The following is a 16776-nucleotide window of genomic DNA, read 5'->3' as shown; positions in this document are numbered from 1 at the left end:
CCTCAAAACAAGGCCACCCTCACCACGCCCCGCCCGCGGCGGGCGGGCCGGTCTCGGCTAGGCCGCGGGGCGACTGCCGGGCAGCGCCGGCCCGCCGTCTAGCAGGGAGTCGCGATAGACACCCACGACCCGCGCGAGGAACTCCGCAACGACGTTCCGCTCGGCCGCCGACAGGTCTTCCGCCAGCGCGGCCACGCCGCCGATCACGGGCCGCAGCTCCTCGAAGGCGCGGACCACCGACGAGGGGGCCGGCACCACGACCACCTTGCGGCGGTCCGAGGCGTGCGGATGCCGCTGCGCATGCCCGAGTGCGACCAGGCGGTCGACCACGAGGGTGGTCGCCGCGGTCGAGATGTCCAGGCGGCGCGACAGCTCGCTCGGGGTCAGCGGCCCCTCCTGCATCAGGTGCTCCATCGCGGAGAGGTCGGTCGAGTTCACCTCGAGGGCCTGCCCGACCTGGCGTTCAAAGGCGCGCGAGAGCTGCACGATCTCGTGCAGACAGACTCCGATCGCGGCGGCGGGCGGCAGTGAGGCAGCGGCCGGGCCCGGGCGGGCGGCAGTGGCCGGGGTGACGCCTGCGGGCGCACCGGAAGCGCCCGTCTCAGACCCGGGAACGAACTTGCGGCGTTCATCCATATGGCCATACTATTACGAGACATAGCTAGGGCGCCTAGCAATCAGGCTAATTGAAGGAAATCGTGATTGCGATTCTGCGGTTCATCACCGGTCGAGGCACGGCCTGGATCGTCCTGGCCGCGACGGCCGTCGCCGTCGGCCTGCTGTTCACGCTCCTCCCGGCCAATGATTCGGAGGAGTTTCCCAGCTCGGGCCTCCCCTCCTCGAGCCAGGCCGCCCAGGTCGACAAGCTCCTCACCGAGTTCCCCTCCGCGAAGCAAACCTCCGCCATCGTGGTCTGGAGCCGGGACGGCGCCGAGCTGACCGACGCGGACATCGCCGCGATCACCGAGCGCGGCGCCGCCCTCGGCGAGCAGTCCACCGCGCCGCGGGCCACGACGCCGCAGTTCAGCTCGGACCAGCAGGCCGCCCTCAGCGTCGTGCCCCTGGATGCGGACACGGCCAACGCCGACATCGGGCAGACGGCCGCCGACATCCGTGCCGCCGCGTCGAAGGATCTCCCGGCGGGTCTGACCGCCTATGCCACCGGGGCCGTCGGGTTCCAGTCCGACATCACCAACGCCTTCGCCGGGGCCGACCTGCGACTGCTGCTCGTCACCGTGATCGTGGTGGCCGTGCTCCTGATCGTGACCTACCGCAGCCCGGTGCTCTGGATCGTCCCCCTCGTCGTCGTCGGCCTGGCCGACGGCCTCGCCGCGGTCGTCGTCGGCGCCCTCGCGCAACCGTTCGGCATCACCCTCGACCCGTCGGTGGCCGGCATCCAGTCGGTGCTGGTCTTCGGCGCCGGCACCAACTACGCCCTGCTGCTCGTGGCCAGGTATCGCGAGGAACTGCTCCGCACCGAGAGCCGCAACGACGCCATGCTGACCGCGGTCCGCGGCGCCGGCCCGGCCATCGCGGCCAGCGGCGGCACGGTGGCGCTGAGCCTGCTCACCCTGCTGTTCGCGGAACTGTCGGGCAACCGCGCGCTCGGCTTCGCCTGCGCGATCGGCGTGGTCATCGCCATCCTCTTCGCCCTGATCGTGCTGCCGGCCGCGCTCGTGGTCTGCGGGCGCGGGCTGTTCTGGCCGTTCGTGCCGCGGTTCGTGCCGGGGGCCGGCACCGAGCTGCGCCCGGGGTTCTGGACCCGGCTCGGCCGCGGCGTGCAGCGACGACCGGTGCTGATCACTGCCGTCTCCATCGTTGGGCTCGGCGCCCTCAGCCTCGGGCTGATCGGCGCATCCGTCGGCCTCTCCCAGGCCGACCAACTGCTCGGCAAGCCCGAGTCCGTTCAGGCGCAGGCCATCGTCGAAGAATCCTTCTCGGCCGGTCTGACCAGCCAGACCATCGTTCTGGTACCGGATGCCGCGGCCGCCGAGGCCGGCACGCTCGCCGAACAGACCCCCGGCATCGACTCAGTGCAGCCGGGCGAGAGCGCGAACGGCCTGACCCGCCTCAATCTCTCCCTCGCGAGCGAACCGGGCAGCGACGCGACCTTCGCCACCATCGGAAACCTCCGCGGGGTCTACGCCGACGCGCCCGGCGAGGCGTCGAAGGCGCTGGTCGGCGGCAGCGACGCCACCGCGTTGGACAACAAGACGAGCGCCAGGTCCGACCAGGACCTGATCATCCCGATGATCCTGGCCATCGTGTTCGCCATCCTGGCCCTGCTCCTGCGGTCGCTGGTGGCCCCCGTGCTGCTGATCGGGAGCGTTCTGGCCACCTTCTTCGCCAGCCTCGGCGCCTCCAACTGGATCTTTCAGAACCTGATGGGCTTCCCGGCCTTCAACACGAACGTGGTGCTGTTCGCGTTCCTGTTCCTTGTGGCCCTGGGCGTGGACTACAACATCTTCCTCACCACCCGGGCCCGGGAAGAGAGCATGGCGCACGGCACGAAGGAGGGCATGGTTCGCGCCCTCTCGTCGACCGGCGCGGTGATCACGAGCGCCGGCATCCTGATCGCCGCCGTCTTCGCGGTGCTGGGCGTGCTGCCCGTGGTGGCGCTGACCCAGATCGGTGTCATCGTCTGCATCGGCGTGCTGCTGGACACCCTGGTGGTGCGCACCCTGGTGGTGCCCGCGCTGGTGTTCCTCACCGGCGACCGGTTCTGGTGGCCGTCCCGCCCGGCCGCGAACGCGGCACCGGCCGAGCGTCCGTCCAGCGCCGCGGCCCCCCGCACGACGCAGCGCGTCTAGCCGGCGAGCCCGCGCGCCCGGCCCCGCTCCTAACGAATTCGACGGAGATTTTGCCCGAATCGGTCCCAAACAGTCCGTAATCGTGTTTTTAAAGCAGTTTCTCCGTCGAATTGGTTCAGGGACGCCGGGGCTCGGGCGGCGTGCGGTGCTGCCAGCGCAGGCGGCGCTCGAGCTGCGCGCCGAGGGCGAGCAGGGTGGCCTCGCCGCCCGGCCGCCCGATCAGCTGCACCCCCATCGGCAGGCCCTCCCCGGTCTGGGCGACCGGCAGCACGATCGCGGGCAGCCCGGTCACATTGACCATCGAGGTGAACGGCGTGTACTGCACCTGCTGCGCGAAGTTGCGTTCCCCGTCCGCCTGGTCATACGAGCCCAGCGGGCGGGGCGTCAGCGCGAGGGCCGGCGTGAGCACCGCGTCGAAGCGTGACAGCTGACGGATGAACGAGCGCTCGTAGGCGGCCAGGGCGGCGAGCGCCTCGGCCAGGTCACGGGCCGACAGGGCACGCCCGCGGCGCATCAGCCAGAGCGTGAGCGGTTCGAGCAGCGATTCCTCCGCCGGCGTCTCGGCGGGGATGCCCGCGGCTCCGGCCTGCCAGATCGTGCGGAAGGCCGGCGAGTAGCTGTCGTCGGGTTCGAGCGCGGTGTCCTCCAGGCCGTGGCCCAGGGCCGCGAACTCGTCGGTGGCCGTCGCCAGCGCGGCCAGGGCCTCCGGCGCGATCTCGATCGGGTAGGCGTCGTCCCACGCGGATGCGGTCATCACCCCGAGCTGGAATCGTCCCTCGCCGCGCACCGCGGCGGCCAGGAGCGGGGCGTCGTCGCCGGGCGGGCGCAGCGCGAACTGGTGCTTCGGATGCCCGCCCCGCGGCGTGACCATCGCGTCGAGGAGGAGCGCGGCATCCGTCACGGTCCGCGCCAGCGGTCCGGCAACGCTGAGGCCGCCGAGGGCGTCGATGCCGGAGGACGTCGGCACGCGGCCGCGCGAGGGCTTCAGGCCGACGAGTCCGCAGGCCGCCGCGGGGATCCGGACGGAGCCGCCGCCGTCGGACCCGGGAGCGAACGGCAGCAGGCGGGCCGCGACGGCGACCGCGGCCCCGCCGCTGGAGCCCCCGGCCCCGCGGGATCGGTCCCACGGGTTGCGGGCGGGCGGCGAGGCGAGGCTCTCGGTATAGGAGGGCAGCCCGAACTCGGGGGTGTTCGTCTTGCCCAGGCTCACGCCGCCGGCCATGTCGAGCGCCTGCACCAGACCGTCGGATTCGTCCGGCACGAAGTCCCGCATCAGCCGGGACCCGAACCGGGCCGGCACGCCGGCGCGGCGCTGGAGATCCTTGTCGCCGAACGGCAGCCCCCAGAGCGGCGCCGTGCGCGGCACGTGGTCCTGCACGAACCGGGCGCGCTCCCGGGCGGCGTCCGCCGTGACGGTCACGAACGCGCCGAGGCAGGGATCGAGGTCCTCGATCCGGCCGAGGTAGTGATCGGTCAGTTCGACGGGGCTGAGCTCGCCGCGCTGCAGCGCCTGCCATTGTTCGAGAGCGGTCAGTTCGTGCGGAGCGGCCATCCCCCGAGCCTAGTCACCGCGCCCTCCCCCCGGCTCAACACCGGCTCAGGAGCGGGAGAGGCCGGTCAGCAACGCCTGGAAGGCGCGCGGCGCGGCACGCAGCACGGATGCCGCCGCCCACGTCGCGGCCCACGGCAGGGGCTGCGCCACGTTGACGATCTCGTACTGCACGAGCGAACCGGTCTCGTCCTCGGGCCGCACCTGGTACTCGCCGCGATACCACCAGCCGCGCCGCAGCACGATCAGGCGGCGCTCGGCATCCGTGTACAGGGTCCCGCCGGCTTCCCCTCTGGGAGCCAGGGCCGCCGCGAGCCGCCGGAACACCACGTCGGGGCCGGCCTCCAGATGGCCGGCGAAGGACCGCAGCACCGTGTGGCGTTCGGGCAGGTCAGGAGGAGCATCGGTCATGCTCCGACCCTACGCGGCCCGACGGACTAGCCTTGCCGCATGAAGCGGACAATCTTCAACCCGATCGGCACCACCGCACTCGTCACGGGCGCCTCGAGCGGCCTCGGCCGCGGGTTCGCGCGCGAGCTGGCGGAGCGTGGGGCGGACCTCGTGCTCACCGCTCGCCGCCAGGACCGCCTCGAAGAGCTCGCGGTGGAACTGGCCGAGAAGTACGGCACCGTGTCGACGGTGATCCCCCTGGATCTGGCCCGCCCCGGCGCCGTCACCGAGTTGGTCGCCGACCTGCACAGCCGGGACATCACGGTTGGCACCCTCGTCAACAACGCGGGATTCGGCAGCTGGGGCGACGTCCGGGATTCCGACGCCGACCGGGCGCACGAGCAGGTGGCTCTGAACGTGCAGGCCCTCACGGACCTCACCCATGCGCTCCTGCCGGATCTGCTCCGAACCCTCCGGGAACGGCCCGGCTCCGCCGCCCTCGTCAACATGGCCAGCACGGCCGCGTTCCAGCCGGTCCCGCACATGGCGGTCTATGGCGCCACCAAGGCGTTCGTCCTGCGTTTCACCGAGGCGCTCTGGGCCGAGACCCGGGCCGGCGGGCTCAAGGTCACCGCCCTCTGCCCCGGCCCCGTCGCCACCGAGTTCGCCGGCATCGCGGGCAACGTGCACCGGTTCCGGCGGGTCCTGACGGTGGATGACGTGATGCGCACCGCCTTCGACGCGCTGGACCTGGCCGACCCGCCGCCGTACGTGGTCAGCGGCCGCCGCAACGCCGTTCTCGCCCGGATCGTGGGCGTCCTCCCGCACCGCTTCTCGCTCGGCCTCGTCGGCCGGCTGTCCGCGCTGGGCCACCGCCGCCCGGGGCGCTGAGTCCGCGCTACGTGAGAGTCAGGCTACTTGAGGCTCTTCTGCATCAGCACGGTGCCGAGCCAGCGGTCGAATTTGAAGCCGACCTTGCCCATCCGGCCGATCTCGTCGAAACCGAAGTCGCGGTGCAGCTTGATCGACGCGTCGGCGCCCTGGTCCGCGATCACCGCGATGATCTCCTTGAGGCCGGCCGACTTCGACCGGTCGATCAGCTCGCCCAGCAGCACCCGGCCGAGCCCCTTGCCGGTGGAGGCCGCGCCGAGGTAGATCGAGTTCTCGACCGTGAACCGGTAGGCCCGCTTCTCCTTCCACGGGCTGACCAGCGCGTAGCCCAGGAGCTGCCCCGCCGGCGACACCGCGACGATGAAGGGCATGCCGAGCTTGCCGAGGTAGTAGAACTTGCTGCGCCAGGCGGCGAGGGTCATCGGGTCGACGTCGAAGGTGACCGTGCTGTTGGCCACGTAGTAGTTGTAGATCTCCCGGATGTACGGCAGGTCGGTGATCTGCGCGTCGCGCATCGTGTATTCGAACGGCGCCTCCTCGGGGGGCGCGGGTCGCAGATGCCGGGGCAATTGCCGACGCGGCTGGTATTCCTCTTCAAGCACAGCTGACTCCTCCGGGAGATTCCAGATTACCCGAGCGACCAGTCGACCGGGGCCGCCCCGGCGAGACGGAGCTGCTCGTTGGCCCGGCTGAAGGGCCGGGAACCGAAGAATCCGCGCCGCGCCGACAGCGGGCTGGGGTGCGCGGACTCGATCATGGGAGTGTCCCCGAGGAGCGGCTTGAGGGTGGCGGCGTCCCTCCCCCAGAGGATGGCGACCAGGGGCCGGTCGCGGGCGACGAGCGCGCGGATGGCCTGCTCCGAGACGGCTTCCCAGCCGTTCCGGCGGTGCGCCCCGGCCACGCCCTGCTGCACGGTGAGCACCCGGTTCAGCAGCAGCACGCCCTGGCGCGACCAGGGCGTGAGGTCGCCGTCGGCGGCCGTGACGCCGACATCCTCGTGCAGTTCCCGGCAGATGTTCTGCAGGCTGCGCGGCAGCGGTCGCACGTGCGGGTCGACCGCGAAGGCCAGGCCGATCGGATGCCCCGGGGTCGGATACGGGTCCTGGCCGACGATCAGCACGCGCACGGCGTCGAACGGCTCGGCGAAGGCTCGGAACACGTTCTCGGGCGCCGGCAGCCAGGGCCGGCCGGCCCGGGTCTCGCCCTGCAGGAACGCGGCCATGGCGTCGATCTCGGGCCCGACGGGTTCGAGTGCCGCGGCCCAGCCCGGATCCATGGCGCGGCTGCGCGCCAGTGCCTGCAAGGTGAAGGGCATCCCGGCGTCAGGCGCCGAAGGTGCTGACGAGCACGCCGCCGTCGGACTGGCTGACCCGCCAGATGCTGCCGGCTCCGACGACGCTGAGCGCGCCCTCGCCGACGACCAGCGCGGTGTTCTCGTCGACGGCCAGGCCGCCGTCGATCAGGCCGGCCTCGGTGGCGGCGACCAGCCGGGACAAGGTGCCCCACTGGGCGGCGTGCACCTCGACGGTGACGTCGAGCAGGCCGATGCCGGGTTCGATCGTGATCTCGTCCAGGCCCTCCGCGGCGTGTTCGGCGCTGACCTCGACCCCGCCCATCCGCCAGCCGCCGATCAGGGCGCGCTCAGCGGCGATCATGGCTCCGGCCGAGAAACCCAGGTAGGGGATGCCGGCGGCCACCTGGCGGCGGATCTCGCCCGCGATCGGTGCGACGGCCGCAAGGTACGCCGGAGTGAGCCCGCCGCCGACAACGATGCCGTCGACCTCGGACACGGCCGTCAGGGCTGCGGTGTCGCCGTGGGCCACGGCGGTCACCTTCGGCTCGAAAGCACCGGCGGCGGCGACCGCTTCGACCAGGTTCGCGGCGTGCTCGGCCGCGTCACCGTCCCGCACGGCGATGATGGCGATGCGTGGCTCGGCCCGGCCCGCGGCCTCCGCCCGGCGGCCGGCCTCGGCCAGGAACGGGCCGAAGACGTCGGCGAAGGCTCCGGGGTTCCAGCCCCCGCCGACCAGGTGAACGCTCACGCGACGACCTTCTCGGCAGCGGCAGCAGCGGTGACGGCGACGGCAGGCGCGGTGGTGTCCACCGGGACGGTCACGGCGGGCAGCGAAGACCAGGGGAACACGATCCAGCGGTCCGTCTCGCACCAGGTGAAGTCGGGCACGAGCACCGTGCGCGGCTTCGTGAACAGGGTCGCCGTGCGCACCTCGCAGGCGGCTTCGCGGAGCAGGGCGACGACCATGGCGAGCGTGTTCCCGGAGTCGGAGACGTCGTCGACCAGAAGCACCCGGAGGCCGGTCAGGGACGGCGCGTCGAGCATGGGGCCGGAGAGAACGGGCACCGGGAGGCGCTCGTCGACCCCGGTGTAGAACTGCACGTTGATGCTGCCGCAGTTCTTGGTGCCGAGCGCGTACGACATCGCCCCGGCGAGCAGCAGCCCGCCGCGGGCGATGGCGATCACGACATCCGGTTGAAAACCACTGGCAAGCACGTCCGTCGCCAGCTGGCGGGACGCGTCAGCGAACACGCCCCAGTCCAGGACCTCCCGTTGGGTGTCGGCCAGGTCTGCTGCTGCGTCGTCCGCGTCGAATGCCATTGTCCAATGCTAGGTCACGACAGGTGCCGCTCCTCATGGCCGTTGTAGAGCGACAGTGGCCGGATCAGTGCGTTGGCCGCGGTCTGCTCGATGATGTGCGCCGTCCAGCCGGCCAGGCGCGCCGCGACGAAGATCGGCGTGAAGGTGAGCGTGTCGAACCCCATCAGGTGGTACGCCGGCCCGGACGGGTAGTCCAGGTTGGGCTGGATGCCGGTGCGCGCCGTCATCCCCGCGGCCAGGGAATCGTAGAGCTCGAGCAGGTCGGGCCGCTGGTAGTGCTCGACCAGCGTGAGCAGCGCGGTCTGCATGGTCGGCACCCGGGAGTCACCGTGCTTGTAGACGCGGTGGCCGAAGCCCATCACCTTGCGCTTGGCGGCGAGGGTCTCATTCAGCCAGGTCTCCGCGCGTTCCCCGGCTCCCGGGCCGAAACCGATCTCGTCGAAGATGTGCATCACGGCCTCGTTGGCGCCGCCGTGCAGCGGCCCCTTGAGCGCGCCGATCGCACCGGTGATCGCCGAGTGCAGGTCGGACATGGTCGAGGTGATCACCCGGGCGGTGAAGGTCGACGCGTTGAAGGAGTGCTCGGCGTACATGATCATCGACACGTCGAACGCGTTCACGACCACGAGTTCCGCCACCTCGCCGAAGGTCATGAACAGGAAGTTGGCCGAGTAGCCCAGGTCGTCCCGGGGTTCGACCAGGTCCAGGCCGTGGCGGCGGCGCTGGTCGTAGGCCACGATCGCGGGCATCTGCGCCCAGAGGCGCAGCCCCTTCGCCCGGTTGGCCTCCGGTGACGGGTCGGCCGCATCCGGGTCGTTGGCGCCGATCAGGCTGACGGCGGTGCGCACCACGTCCATGGGGTGGGCGGTCATCGGCAGTTCGTCGATGACGCGCTTCACCGCGGGGGCCAGGTGGCGCAAGCCCCGTTCCAGCTCCTCGAACTCGGCCAGCTGCGCCTCGGTCGGCAGCTCACCGTGCCAGAGCAGGTACGTCACTTCCTCGAAGCTCTTCTGCGCCGCCAGTTCCTGCACCGGGTAGCCGCGGTACAGCAGGGAATTCGATTCGGGGTTGACCTTGGACACTGCGGTCCGGTCCACCACGACGCCGGCCAGGCCCTTGAAGACCGTCGGTTCGTTCTGACTCATGTCGCTCCTTTGCGTAGAGAAAAATGCAATGTCGCTACGAGGCGACGTTCGGGTTGAGGGTGAAGTTGAAGACGCCGGAATCGAAGTGGCTGTAGGACTCGTAGTCGAGCAGCTCGTACAGCTTGGCGCGGTGCTGCATCTCCGGCAGGAGGGTGGTCAGCGAGCCCTCCGCCTCGATGGTGTCGAGTCCGCGCTCGGCGGCGCCCATGGCGAGTCTGAGCAGCGAGACCGGGAAGATCACGATGTTCATGCCCACGTCCGCCAGCTGCGCGGTCGTGTACAGCTCGCCCTTGCCGAACTCGGTCATGTTCGCCAGCACCGGCACGTCCACGGCGGCACGGATGGCCGCGAACTCGGTCAGCGACGCCATCGCCTCGGGGAAGATCGCGTCCGCACCGGCGTCGACGAGTTTCTTCGCCCGGTCGACCGCCGCGGCCAATCCATCGACGGCACGGATGTCGGTGCGCGCCATGATCAGGAAGTTCGGGTCGCGCCGTGCGTCGACGGCCGCTCGGATGCGCTTGGCCGCCGTGTCATCGTCCACGACCTGCTTGCCGTCGAGGTGCCCGCACCGTTTCGGGTTGACCTGGTCCTCGATGTGCATGCCGGCCAGGCCGGCATCCTCGAGGGTCTGGATCGTGCGGGCTACGTTCATCGGCTCGCCGAAGCCCGTGTCGGCGTCGACGATCGTCGGCAGGTCGGTCATCCGGGCGATCTGCTGGCTGCGTCCGGCCACCTCGGTCAGGGTGGTCAGGCCGATGTCCGGCAGGCCGAGGTCGGCCGAGAGCACGGCGCCGGAGATGTAGACGCCCTCGAATCCCTTGGCCGCGATCAGCCGGGCGGACAGCGGGTTGAAGGCTCCCGGGAAGCGCAGCAGCCGGCCGGTGGCCAGTGCCGCGCGGAACCCGGCGCGTTTGTCGGCCGGGGTGAGCGTCGAGTACAACATCAGAAGATTCCGTTCGGGGTGGGGAGGGAGGCGAGCAGGCCGTTGCGGGCCACGATGGTGAGCTGGCCGAGTTCGCCGGCGCCGAGTTTCGGCAGGCGCTCGGCGGCGCTGAGGAAGCGCACGATCTCGCCCTCCTCCAGCACCTCCGCCGCGAGGGTACGGAACTTGTTGATGTACTCGGCGCGGCCGAACGGCTTGGCGCCGAGCGGGTGGGCATCGGCGACGGCGATCTCGTCGATCACGTGGGTGCCGTCGGTGAGCTCGATCTCCACGCGGCCGCCGAATGCCTTCTCGGCCGGGTCGAGGGAGTGGTACCGGCGGGTCCACTCCGGGTCTTCCGTCGTGGTCACCTTGTTCCACAAGGCCACCGTGTCGGCACGATTGGCGCGTTCGGGCCGGTAGGAGTCCACGTGGTGCCAGCTGCCGTCCTGGAGTGCGACGGTGAAGATGTACGGGATGGAGTGGTCGAGGGTTTCGCGGCTGGCGGTCGGGTCGTACTTCTGCGGGTCGTTCGCGCCCGAGCCGATCACGTAGTGGGTGTGGTGACTGGTGTGGATGACCACGGAGGCGATGTTCGCCGGGTCGACCAGTTCGGGGTGCTCGCGGTGCAGCTTCCGGGCCAGGTCGATCCAGGCCTGCGCCTGGTACTCGGCCGAGTGCTCCTTGGTGTAGCTGTCCAGGATGGCGCGCTTGGCTTCGTTCGCCTCCGGCAGCGACACCTCGTAGGCGGCGTCCGGACCGTCGAGCAGCCAGGCGATCACGCCGTCCTCGCCCTCGTAGATCGGGGTGGGGCTGGTTTCGCCGCGCATCGCGCGGTCGACGGATTCGACCGCCATCTTTCCGGCGAAGGCCGGGGCGTGCGCCTTCCAGCTCGAGATCTCGCCCTTCCGCGACTGCCGGGTGGCCGTCGTGGTGTGCAGCGCCTGGCCGACGGCCTGGAAGATGGTCTCGACGTCGAGGCCGAGGAGGGTGCCGATTCCGGCCGCGGCCGACGGGCCGAGGTGGGCGACGTGGTCGATCTTGTGCGCGTGCAGGCTGATCCCCTTGACCAGGTCGATCTGGATCTCGTACCCGGTGGCGATGCCGCGCACCAGGTCGCTCCCGCTCAGGCCGCGGGCGTTGGCCAGGTGCTGGGCCACGGCCACGACGGGCGGGATGTTGTCGCCGGGGTGGGAGTACTCGGCGGCGAGGAAGGTGTCGTGGTAGTCGAGCTCGCGCACGGCCACGCCGTTGGCCCAGGCGGCCCACTCCGGCGACACCCGGCGGGAGCGCTGCTCCCCGAACACGGTCGCGCCGACGCCGTTGAAGGACCGCGGATGCGCCAGCGCCTGCGAGCGGGCGGCGACCACCGGGCGACGGGTGAGCGACGCCGCGGCGACCGCGGCGTTGTCTATGACGCGGTTGATGATCATCTCGGTCACCTCGTCCGTGACCGCGACCGGGTCGGCGGCGACTTCGGCGATCTTCCAGGCGAGCTGGTCCGTCCGGGCGAGATTCTCGTCACTGCGGTGAACACGAACGTGGTGAAGCTGCACGATGGATCCTTTCGATTAGCCGGCCGGATCGGCCGCGTGCCCCTGGATCGCCGCGAGGACGTTCGTGAGGCTTTGGTGGAGGTGAACGTGGGTGGCATGGGCGGCCAGCGACGAGTCGCCGGCCAGGATGGCCTCGATGATGAGCAGGTGCTCGGCCGCTGCGGCCCGCAGCCGGCCGGGATTGTCCCGGCCCAGCCGACGGATGCGGGCGAGGTGGGTGCGCACCCCGGCGAGCGCCCCGACCAGGAACGGGTTCATCACGGCCGCATCGAGCGCGTCGTCGAACTCGGTGATCAGCTCGTAGTAGCGGCTCAGGCCCGCCGGCCCCCGCTCGAGCAGGCCGGGGGCCTGCACGAACTGCGCCCGCAGCGCCTCGAAGACGGCCGGGTCCCGGCGCTCGGCGGCGATGCGCGCGGCATGTTCCTCCAGCGCCCGCCGCACCTCGTAGAGCTCGCGGATGCTGTCCACCGACATCTCGGTCACCATGAAGCCGCGGCCGGGGCGCCCGGCCACCAGACCGTCGGAGATCAGGCGGGCGATCGCCGCGCGCAGGGGGGTTCGTGACACCCCGATCCGGGCCGACTGCTCGACCTCGAGGAGTCCGGCACCGGGCGCCAGCAGTCCGTCGAGGATCTCCCCGCGCAGCTGACGGTAGGCGCGTTCACTCGCGCGGACCGGCGGCGCAACCCCCGCCGTTGGGGTTTCTGTATACACAACTGACATGTTATTCCCTTTGCGCCCACACTGTGCAAGACTTCACCGATTCTATGTATACATAGGAACTTCAACGGGGAGGTTCAGGATGTCAGGGGAACCAGCGGTCGGCTATCACGACCTGTGGCAGCGCAGCATCGACGCGGACACGCGCTCGGACTTCTGGCTGGAGGCCGCGCAGGCCATCGACTGGACGGCCCCGCCGCGCGTCGCCCTCGAGGAGCGCTCCCCCGGAACCTGGCGCTGGTTTCCCGACGGAGAGCTGAACACCAGCTACAACGCCCTCGACCGCCACGTCCTCGCCGGCCGCGGCGACCAGACCGCCGTCATCTACGACTCGGCGATGTCCGGCACCCGGGTGCGCCTCAGCTACCGGGAGCTGCTCGGCCGGGTCGAGCGTTTCGCCGGCGTGCTGCGCGCCAACGGCGTGGACCAGGGCGACCGGGTCATCATCTACCTGCCCATGATCCCGGAGGCGATCGTGGCCATGCTGGCCTGCGCCCGCATCGGCGCCATCCACTCCGTCGTCTTCGGCGGCTTCGCCGCCAGCGAGCTCGCCGTGCGGATCGACGACGCGCGCCCCACCGTGATCGTGACCGCCTCGGGCGGCCTGGAACCGGGTCGCGCGGTCGAATACCTGCCGCTGGTCGAGCGGGCGCTCGCCCGCAGCAAGGGCTCCGTGCGAACCGTGATCGTGCGCGACCGGGAGATGATCCCCGGCTGCGCGGCCGACTACTCCGGCAGGAGCGACGTGGCCTGGCTGGACTGGGCGCACGAGGAAACCGAGGCCACCCCCGTGGCGGCGGTCAGCCTGCGCTCCGAGGACCCGCTCTACGTCCTGTACACCTCCGGCACCACGGGCAACCCCAAGGGGATCATCCGCGACAACGGCGGCCACGCCGTGGCGCTGGCCTGGTCGATGGCGAACATCTACAACGTGAAGCCGGGCGACGTGTTCTGGGCCGCCTCCGACGTCGGCTGGGTGGTCGGCCACTCCTACATCGTCTATGCCCCGCTCCTGGTCGGCGCCACCACGGTCATCTTCGAGGGCAAACCGGTGGGCACGCCGGATGCCGGCGCGTTCTGGCGGGTCGTGGAGAACTACGCGGTCTCGGTGCTGTTCACGGCGCCCACGGCCATCCGCGCAATCCGCCGGGTGGACCCTGACCTGCTGGAGCTGGCGAAGCACGACGTGTCCAGCCTGCACGGGCTGTTCCTGGCCGGCGAGCGCCTCGACCCCGAAACCTACCACTGGGCCAACGACGGGCTGCACTGCCCGGTCGTCGACCACTGGTGGCAGACCGAGACCGGCTGGGCCATCTGCGCCAACCCGCGCGGCATCGCCGATATCCCCACCAAACCGGGCTCGGCCACCTTCCCGGTGCCCGGCTACGACGTCGTCATCCTCGACTCCAGGGGCAAGCCCGTCACGCGTCCCGGCAAGGAAGGCAACATCGCCATCCGTCTGCCGTTGCCGCCCGGCACACTGCTCGGGGTCTGGGGAAGCGAGGACCGCTTCGCCAGCTCCTACCTGTCGGCCTTCCCGGGTTTCTACGCGACCGGGGACTCCGGCCACTTCGATCAGGACGGCTACCTCTACGTGATGGGCCGCACCGACGACGTGATCAACGTGGCCGGGCACCGCCTGTCCACCGGCTCGCTGGAGGAGGTGCTGACCCTGCACCCCGCCGTCGCGGAGTGCGCGGTCCTGGGTGTGCACGACCCGCTCAAGGGGCAGCGCGCGGCCGGTTTCGTCACCCTCAAGGCCGGCGCGTCCATCGACCATGACACCCTCGTCCGGGAACTGATCGGGCTGGTCAGGGATCATGTCGGGCCGGTGGCCGCGTTCCGCGACGTGACCATCGTGGAACGGCTGCCCAAGACCAGGTCCGGCAAGATCCTGCGCAAGACCATCCGTCAGATCGTGGACGGGGAGCCGTACACGGTTCCGCCCACGATCGAAGATCCGACGGTTCTGGACGCGCTGAAACTGGCCGTCCACGGCACCGACCACGACGGTTGAGCCCCCACAAATCACCCACAGTTCACCACCGCACCACTCACAGCAATCACATCCCCTCACCCGGAGCAAAGGAGCCCGCATGACGGAATCACTGAAAGATGCACGTCCGGACGGAGCAGCATCCACCATCGACTACGTGGCCTATGAGAAGACGCCGCGTTTTCTGGAGCTGAAGAGGCAGCGCCGCAGGTTCGTCCTGCCGCTCGCCGCGTTCTTCTTCATCTGGTACTTCGTCTTCGTCCTCGTCGCGGCCTACCTGCCCGGCGTGATGGCGATCCCCGTCTTCGGGCGGTTCAACCTCGGGCTGGTGCTCGGCCTCGGCCAGTTCGTCACCACCTTCGGAATCACCATGTGGTACGTGTCGTACTCGAACCGTCGTCTCGACCCCCTCGGGGCCGAGCTGCGTGCCGAGCTTGAGGGGATGGACAAGAAATGATCGCACCCGGCATTCTGCAGTCCCTGCCGGGCCAGCTGGCCCAGGCAGTCAAACCGGTTGAGAACAACCCGGTGCTGAACATCTCGATCTTCCTCGCGTTCGTGGCGGTGACCCTGATCGTGGTGATCCGGGCCGGCCGCAATAACAAGACCGCGGCCGACTACTACACCGGTGGCCGCTCGTTCACCGGGCCGCAGAACGGTTTCGCCATCGCCGGCGACTACCTCTCCGCGGCCTCGTTCCTCGGCATCGTCGGGGCGATCGCCGTCAGCGGCTATGACGGCTTCCTGTACTCGATCGGCTTCCTCGTCGCCTGGCTCGTCGCCCTGCTGCTCGTCGCCGAGCTGATGCGCAACACCGGCAAGTACACCATGGCCGATGTGCTCTCCTTCCGGCTGAAGCAGGGCCCCGTGCGCGTGGCCGCGGCCACCACCACCCTCGCGGTCTGCTTCTTCTACCTCCTCGCCCAGATGGCCGGCGCCGGCGGCCTCGTGTCGCTGCTCCTCGGCATCAACGACAAGGTCGGCCAGTCGATCGTGGTCACTGTCGTCGGTGGCCTGATGATCATGTACGTGCTCATCGGCGGCATGAAGGGCACCACCTGGGTGCAGATCATCAAGGCGTTCCTGCTGATCATCGGGGCCTTCGCGATGACCGTCTGGGTGCTCGCCCTGAACGGCTTCAACTTCTCCGCGCTGCTCGAGACGGCCGTCGCCGCGTCCGGGAGCACCCCCGCCGACGCCATCCTGGTGCCCGGACTGAAGTACGGCACCAACCCGCTGGACTTCGTCTCGCTCGCCGTCGCCCTCGTGCTCGGCACCGCCGGCCTGCCGCACGTGCTGATGCGCTTCTACACGGTTCCCTCGGCCAAGGAAGCCCGTCGCTCGGTCGTCTGGGCCATCTGGCTGATCGGCGCGTTCTACCTGTTCACGCTGGTGCTCGGCTTCGGTGCCGTCGCGCTCGTCGGAGCCGACACCATCCTGGCCGCTCCCGGCGGCGTGAACTCGGCCGCACCGCTGCTCTCGCTCGCACTCGGCGGACCGCTGCTGCTCGGCTTCATCTCGGCGATCGCCTTCGCGACGATCCTCGCGGTCGTCGCCGGCATCACGATCACCGCGGCGACCTCCTTCGCGCACGACATCTACATGAGCGTGATCAAGAAGGGCAAGGGCGACCCCGACAGCGAGGTCAAGGTGGCCCGCCGCACCGTCGTGGTGATCGGCATCCTCTCCATCGCCGGCGGAATCGGCGTGCAGGGGCAGAACATCGCCTTCCTGGTGGCCCTGGCGTTCGCCGTCGCGGCGAGCGCTAACCTGCCGACCATCCTGTACTCGCTGTTCTGGCGCGGTTTCACCACCCGTGGTGCGGTCTGGAGCATGTACGGCGGCCTCGCCGCCACCATGGTGCTGATCGTGTTCTCGCCGGTCTTCTCGGGCACCGAAACGTCCATGTTCGGCGCCGACGTCAACTTCGCCTGGTTCCCGCTGAGCAACCCGGGCATCGTCTCCATCCCGCTCGGGTTCTTCCTCGGCTGGCTCGGGTCGGTCACCTCGACGACCAGGGAAGACCCGCTGCTGGCCGCCGAGATGTCGGTCCGGTCCCTGACCGGGTTCGGCGCCGAGGAAGCCGTCGAGCACTAGGGAACAACCAACACCATCGCACCACCACTACTCCCCNCGGGGGGGGGGGGGGGGGGGGGAGTAGTGTCGTCCGCGGGCTAGAG

Annotated in this window: 16 protein-coding genes; 5 read left to right on the top strand and 11 right to left on the bottom strand. The window is 70.2% G+C overall.

Annotation, left to right across the window (positions count from 1 at the left end; all coding sequences use genetic code 11):
* Positions 1-57 precede the first annotated feature (57 nt).
* Positions 58-636: a MarR family transcriptional regulator gene (locus E3T24_RS15710; RefSeq protein ID WP_241978717.1), complete on the bottom strand. Its 579-nt coding sequence runs from the start codon at positions 634-636 to the stop codon at positions 58-60.
* A gap of 62 nt (positions 637-698) precedes the next feature.
* Between E3T24_RS15710 and E3T24_RS15705 the strand changes: the two genes are divergently transcribed.
* Complete coding sequence (locus E3T24_RS15705) at positions 699-2810, top strand: MMPL family transporter (RefSeq protein WP_134368163.1); 2112 nt, start codon at positions 699-701, stop codon at positions 2808-2810.
* Between the two features lie 115 nt (positions 2811-2925).
* Here the strand turns inward: E3T24_RS15705 and E3T24_RS15700 are convergent, their stop codons facing one another.
* Both E3T24_RS15700 and E3T24_RS15695 read right to left on the bottom strand, forming a co-directional pair.
* Entirely contained in the window at positions 2926-4362 is a 1437-nt protein-coding gene (locus E3T24_RS15700) for an amidase (RefSeq protein WP_134368164.1), read from the bottom strand.
* A gap of 45 nt (positions 4363-4407) precedes the next feature.
* Positions 4408-4770, bottom strand: coding sequence for a hypothetical protein (locus tag E3T24_RS15695; RefSeq protein WP_134368165.1), 363 nt, complete (start codon positions 4768-4770; stop codon positions 4408-4410).
* Between the two features lie 39 nt (positions 4771-4809).
* Between E3T24_RS15695 and E3T24_RS15690 the strand changes: the two genes are divergently transcribed.
* The gene (locus E3T24_RS15690; RefSeq protein WP_134368166.1) at positions 4810-5640 is read left to right on the top strand and encodes an SDR family oxidoreductase; all 831 of its coding nucleotides are present in this window, start codon (positions 4810-4812) and stop codon (positions 5638-5640) included.
* Between the two features lie 23 nt (positions 5641-5663).
* On the opposite strand, the gene E3T24_RS15685 is transcribed toward E3T24_RS15690, so the two are convergent.
* The 8 genes from E3T24_RS15685 to E3T24_RS15650 are packed head-to-tail and all read right to left on the bottom strand — an operon-like array spanning position 5664 to position 12594.
* Positions 5664-6242, bottom strand: a complete 579-nt coding sequence (locus E3T24_RS15685) for a GNAT family N-acetyltransferase (protein WP_174235713.1) — start codon at positions 6240-6242, stop codon at positions 5664-5666.
* A gap of 26 nt (positions 6243-6268) precedes the next feature.
* Positions 6269-6955 (bottom strand): uracil-DNA glycosylase, encoded by a 687-nt coding sequence (locus E3T24_RS15680; protein WP_134368167.1) that lies wholly within the window; start codon positions 6953-6955, stop codon positions 6269-6271.
* A gap of 7 nt (positions 6956-6962) precedes the next feature.
* Entirely contained in the window at positions 6963-7682 is a 720-nt protein-coding gene (locus E3T24_RS15675) for a Type 1 glutamine amidotransferase-like domain-containing protein (RefSeq protein WP_134434852.1), read from the bottom strand.
* The gene (locus E3T24_RS15670) at positions 7679-8254 is read right to left on the bottom strand and encodes a phosphoribosyltransferase (protein ID WP_134368169.1); all 576 of its coding nucleotides are present in this window, start codon (positions 8252-8254) and stop codon (positions 7679-7681) included. The genes E3T24_RS15675 and E3T24_RS15670 overlap by 4 nt, the downstream gene beginning before the upstream one ends.
* A 14-nt stretch (positions 8255-8268) precedes the next feature.
* On the bottom strand, positions 8269-9399 hold the full coding sequence (locus E3T24_RS15665; RefSeq protein WP_134368170.1) for a bifunctional 2-methylcitrate synthase/citrate synthase: 1131 nt from the start codon (positions 9397-9399) through the stop codon (positions 8269-8271).
* A gap of 34 nt (positions 9400-9433) precedes the next feature.
* Positions 9434-10345: a methylisocitrate lyase gene (gene prpB / locus E3T24_RS15660; protein WP_134368171.1), complete on the bottom strand. Its 912-nt coding sequence runs from the start codon at positions 10343-10345 to the stop codon at positions 9434-9436.
* Positions 10345-11883, bottom strand: a complete 1539-nt coding sequence (locus E3T24_RS15655; RefSeq protein ID WP_134368172.1) for an MmgE/PrpD family protein — start codon at positions 11881-11883, stop codon at positions 10345-10347. The genes prpB and E3T24_RS15655 overlap by 1 nt, the downstream gene beginning before the upstream one ends.
* 12 nt (positions 11884-11895) lie before the next feature.
* Positions 11896-12594 (bottom strand): GntR family transcriptional regulator, encoded by a 699-nt coding sequence (locus E3T24_RS15650; RefSeq protein ID WP_241975856.1) that lies wholly within the window; start codon positions 12592-12594, stop codon positions 11896-11898.
* An 88-nt stretch (positions 12595-12682) separates the two neighbouring features.
* Here E3T24_RS15650 and E3T24_RS15645 point away from each other — a divergent pair, with 88 nt between their 5' ends.
* From E3T24_RS15645 to E3T24_RS15635, 3 genes are all read left to right on the top strand, one after another.
* On the top strand, positions 12683-14617 hold the full coding sequence (locus E3T24_RS15645) for an AMP-binding protein (protein WP_134368174.1): 1935 nt from the start codon (positions 12683-12685) through the stop codon (positions 14615-14617).
* 79 nt (positions 14618-14696) lie between these two features.
* On the top strand, positions 14697-15053 hold the full coding sequence (locus E3T24_RS15640) for a DUF485 domain-containing protein (RefSeq protein WP_134368175.1): 357 nt from the start codon (positions 14697-14699) through the stop codon (positions 15051-15053).
* A complete protein-coding gene (locus E3T24_RS15635) occupies positions 15050-16693 on the top strand; it encodes a cation acetate symporter (protein ID WP_134402619.1) in 1644 nt (547 codons plus the stop codon). The genes E3T24_RS15640 and E3T24_RS15635 overlap by 4 nt, the downstream gene beginning before the upstream one ends.
* Positions 16694-16776: the final 83 nt, after the last annotated feature.

The organism is Cryobacterium sp. TmT2-59, assembly GCF_004403545.1.
GTDB lineage: Bacteria > Actinomycetota > Actinomycetes > Actinomycetales > Microbacteriaceae > Cryobacterium > Cryobacterium shii.
This window is presented reverse-complemented; position numbering and strand designations above follow the sequence as displayed.

Excerpts from the sequence above, each read along its gene's own strand:
- E3T24_RS15710 (WP_241978717.1), bottom strand. The coding sequence starts at position 636 with ATGGATGAACGCCGCAAGTTCGTTCCCGGGTCTGAGACGGGCGCTTCC.
- E3T24_RS15700 (WP_134368164.1), bottom strand. The coding sequence starts at position 4,362 with ATGGCCGCTCCGCACGAACTGACCGCTCTCGAACAATGGCAGGCGCTG.
- E3T24_RS15695 (WP_134368165.1), bottom strand. The coding sequence starts at position 4,770 with ATGACCGATGCTCCTCCTGACCTGCCCGAACGCCACACGGTGCTGCGG.
- E3T24_RS15690 (WP_134368166.1), top strand. The coding sequence starts at position 4,810 with ATGAAGCGGACAATCTTCAACCCGATCGGCACCACCGCACTCGTCACG.
- E3T24_RS15680 (WP_134368167.1), bottom strand. The coding sequence starts at position 6,955 with ATGCCCTTCACCTTGCAGGCACTGGCGCGCAGCCGCGCCATGGATCCG.
- E3T24_RS15670 (WP_134368169.1), bottom strand. The coding sequence starts at position 8,254 with ATGGCATTCGACGCGGACGACGCAGCAGCAGACCTGGCCGACACCCAA.
- E3T24_RS15665 (WP_134368170.1), bottom strand. The coding sequence starts at position 9,399 with ATGAGTCAGAACGAACCGACGGTCTTCAAGGGCCTGGCCGGCGTCGTG.
- prpB (WP_134368171.1), bottom strand. The coding sequence starts at position 10,345 with ATGTTGTACTCGACGCTCACCCCGGCCGACAAACGCGCCGGGTTCCGC.
- E3T24_RS15645 (WP_134368174.1), top strand. The coding sequence starts at position 12,683 with ATGTCAGGGGAACCAGCGGTCGGCTATCACGACCTGTGGCAGCGCAGC.
- E3T24_RS15640 (WP_134368175.1), top strand. The coding sequence starts at position 14,697 with ATGACGGAATCACTGAAAGATGCACGTCCGGACGGAGCAGCATCCACC.
- E3T24_RS15635 (WP_134402619.1), top strand. The coding sequence starts at position 15,050 with ATGATCGCACCCGGCATTCTGCAGTCCCTGCCGGGCCAGCTGGCCCAG.